A 4,010-nucleotide genomic window follows, 5' to 3' on the forward strand; every position below is an offset into this window, starting at 1 on the left:
CGACGCACCATCCTGATTCACCGCCGAACCAGCAATCACCGCAAGCACATCATGACCATTGCGACGCGCGTCCGACAACCGCTCCAACACCAACACACCGGCGCCCTCGGACCACCCGACACCATCGGCGGTGTCGGAGAACGACTTACACCGGCCGTCCGGCGACAAGCCCCGCTGCCGGCCGAACTCGAGGAACATGTCCGGGGTCCCCATCACCGCCACGCCGCCGGCCAGTGCCAGATCGCACTCACCGGACCGCAGCGACTGCGCGGCGAGATGCAGGGCGACCAGCGAGGACGAGCACGCGGTATCCACGGTGACGGACGGTCCTTCCAGACCGAACACATATGACACCCGGCCCGAAACCAAGCTGCCCGCGGCGCCGCTGCCGGTACCGGTGCGCTGGGCGTAGTCGTGGTACATCAGGCCGGTGAAGACACCGGTCGAACTGCCGCGCAGCACCGCCGGATCCACACCGGCCCGCTCCAACGCCTCCCACGAAATCTCCAACAACATCCGCTGCTGCGGATCCATCACCAAAGCCTCGTTGGGACTGATCCCGAAGAAGTCCGCGTCGAAATCGGCCGCGGAGTACAGGAATCCACCCTGCCGGGTATAGGTCTTACCCGCCTTACCGGGTTCGGGATCGTAGATGCCCTCGACATCCCAGCCACGATCCGCCGGCATCTCGCCGGTGCTGTCGGTGCCGGAAGTGACCAGGTCCCACAGGTCTTCGGGCGAGGCCACGCCACCGGGGTAGCGACAGCTCATCGCCACCACCGCGATCGGGTCGTCGCCTGTGCGCACCCGGCTGATCACGGGCTTTTCGACCGCCGCGGCGCCGGTGAGCTGGGAATCGATGTACTCGGCGACAACCTGCGCGTTCGGGTAATCGAAGACCAACGTCGCCGGCAGTTGCAGACCCGTCGCAGCATTCAGCTTGTTACGGAACTCGACCGCACTCAACGAATCGAACCCCAACTGCTGAAAAGCCTGCTGCGGCTCAACAGCATCCACCGACACATGCCCGAGCGTGGCAGCAGCCACCGAACGAACGAGATCGAGCAGAGCACGCGCACGATCCGCATCCGACAAGCCGGCCAGCTCGAGCGCAAAAGCCTGGCCGGCAGCGGTCCTGGTCTGCCTGCGGGCCAGGGCGGGTGCCAACGAGCGGACCAGAGCGGGGATCTGCTCGCCGCGCGTCCGGAGCATCGCAGGATCGACCCGCAGCGCCACCAACTGCGCGGTATCGGTCGCGATCGCGGCATCGAACAGCGCCAGACCCTCGGCCTCGGTCAGCGGGGGGAAGCCCTGGCGACGCATCCGATCGAAGTCATCTTCGGACAGCTCGACACCGAGCCCGGACGATCGCGCCCACAGCCCGTAATCCACAGCCGTCGCCGGCAATCCCAGACTCCGGCGGTGTGCCGCGAGCGCATCCAGGAAGACGTTCGCCGCGGCGTAGTTCGCTTGACCGGCGGCCAGCACCAACCCGCCTGCCGAGGACACCAAGACGAACAACGACAGCGACGCATCACGCGTCAGCTCGTGCAGATGCCACGCCGCATCGACCTTGGGCCCGAACACATAGTCGACCCGGTCGGCGGTAATCGATTCGATCAGACCGTTGTCCGAGGTCCCCGCCGCGTGCACCACACCGACCAGCGGATGTTCAACCGAAATACCGTCCAGCAACACGGCCAGCGCCGACCGATCCGACACATCACACGCGGCAACGGTCACCTCCGCGCCGAGCTCGGTCAGCTCCGCACGCAGTTCGGCCGCCCCAGGAGCGTCCGAGCCACGCCGAGACGTCAAAAGTAGCTGGCGCACACCGTATTCGGTCACCAGGTGACGGGCGATCACCGCGCCCAAACCACCAGTACCACCGGTCACCAGCACGGTGCCCGGCTCGGACAGCCGAACGGTCGAACCGGGCGCGTGACGGCGCAGTCGAGGTACGTACGCGCTGGTACCCCGCACCGCAGCCTCCGGCTCGGTCGCGACGGCGGCCGCCGCGGCCAGCGGATCACCGTCGGCATCCAGATCCAGCAGCTGGAATCGGCCCGGGTGTTCGGCCTGCGCGGCACGCAGCAGACCCCACACCGGCGCCTGACCCAGATCCACCTGCTCCGCGCCGGCAACAGCCACCGCACGGCTGGTCAGCACCACCAAACGCGAACCGGCGAAACGCGGTTCGGCAAGCCAGCCGCGCAGAGTGTCGAGCACACCGTTCGCGATCCGGCGGGCGGCCTCCGGCGGCGCACCCTCGTGGGTGGGGCACTCGAGCAGCACGAGGCCGGGCACGACCGAGTCGGGGTTCGCGTCCAGATCGGCGATCAATGCCGCGAGATCACCGTCGCGCCCGCCGAGTAGCGCCACCCGTTCCGGCTCGACGCTCGCCGTGGACGGCGCGGCAGCGACCCACTCGACGCCGAAGAGGGCACCCGATACCCCGTCCGCGCTCAGGCGATCGGCCGACACCGGCCGATGGATCAACGCGCCCACCGACAGTACGGGTTGCCCCTGCTCATCGGCCATCTGCACCGCGAACCGGTCGCCCTGCAGCACGATCCGCACCCGCACCGCGGCAGCGCCGGCCGCATGCAGCACCACGCGGTTCCAGCTGAACGGGAGCGCCGGGAAACCCTCGACGCCGCCACGCAGACCATGGACGATCGCGGCGTGCAGCGCCGCGTCGAACAGCGCGGGATGGATCCCGAAACCCTTGGCGTCCTTCGGATCCGGTAGCGCGACCTCGGCGAACACCTCGTCACCGCGCTGCCACGCGGCCTGCAGCCCCTGGAAGAAGGGGCCGTATCCGTATCCGATATCGAGCAGCTCGTCGTACGCGCCGTCGACGTCCAGCGGTTGCGCGCCGGCCGGTGGCCACGCGACGAGGTCGAAGTCGGCCACCCCGTCGCCGGGGACGAGCACGCCTTCGGCATGGAGCACCCATGGACCCGCGGCCGTCTGGCGAGAGTGCACGCTCAGTCGCCGTCGTCCGGTCTCGTCCGGGGCTGCCACCACGACCTGCACGGAGACGTCGCCCTCGGCCGTCAGTGTCAGCGGAGTGTGCAGGACGAGCTCGTCGACCACCTCGCAGCCCAGCAGGCCACCGACGTGACCGGCCAGTTCGACGAATCCGGTGCCCGGCAGCAGCACGGTGCCCAGCACGCTGTGGTCCGCCAGCCATGCCACCGAATCCAGCGACCACCGGCCGGTGAAGCTCACCGCTCCCGAATCCGGGTGCGGCACAACGGCACCCAGCAGCGGATGCGCTGCCGCATCCAGCCCGACCGCGGTGACGCCGCCCAGTTCGGCACCGAGCCACGATTGGGCCAACATCTGCTTGGCGTCGAGCCAGAACCGTTCGTGCTGGAAGGCGTAGGTGGGCAGGTCGATTCGCCGCGCTCCGGAATCAGCGTAGATGGCAGCCAGGTCCACCTCGGCACCGGCCACGAACAATCCGGCCACCGCACTGGTCACGGTCACCGCGTCCGCGTGGTCGCGCCTGGTCACCGCAACCGCCGTGGCATCGCCGAGAGTCTGGGCGACCATCGGGGTCAACACGGCGTCCGGCCCGACCTCAGCGAATCTGGAGACACCCGAACCGGCCATCGTGGCAACGGCATCGGCGAAACGGACCGTATCCCGGACCTGGCCCACCCAATACGACGCGACGGTCATCTCATCGGTGACGCGCTCACCGGTCACCGTCGACACCAACGGGATGCTCGGGAGCGAGAAGGCCAAACCCTCGATCACCGAGGCGAACTCGGCCAACATCGGCTCCATCAGCGCCGAATGGAAAGCATGCGAGACCCGCAATCTGTGTGTCCGCCAACCACGTTCCACGCAGGAGTCGACAACGATGCGGACCGCGTCCTCGACACCGGAGAGCACCACCGACGCCGGACCATTCACCGCGGCGATCGACACCCCATCGACATCGGCCAGCAAGGGCAGCACCTCGGCCTCGGACGCACCCACAGCGACCATCGCCCCGC

At 68.4% G+C, this 4,010-nt stretch carries 1 protein-coding gene; it reads right to left on the bottom strand.

Features of this window, described 5'->3' with window-relative positions:
* The coding region (locus tag AB0L58_RS42890) for an SDR family NAD(P)-dependent oxidoreductase (RefSeq protein WP_364397467.1) at positions 1 to 4,002 on the bottom strand (4,002 nt) is incomplete at its 3' end.
* Positions 4,003 to 4,010: the final 8 nt, after the last annotated feature.

Source organism: Nocardia sp. NPDC052112 (assembly GCF_040680135.1).
Classification (GTDB): domain Bacteria; phylum Actinomycetota; class Actinomycetes; order Mycobacteriales; family Mycobacteriaceae; genus Nocardia.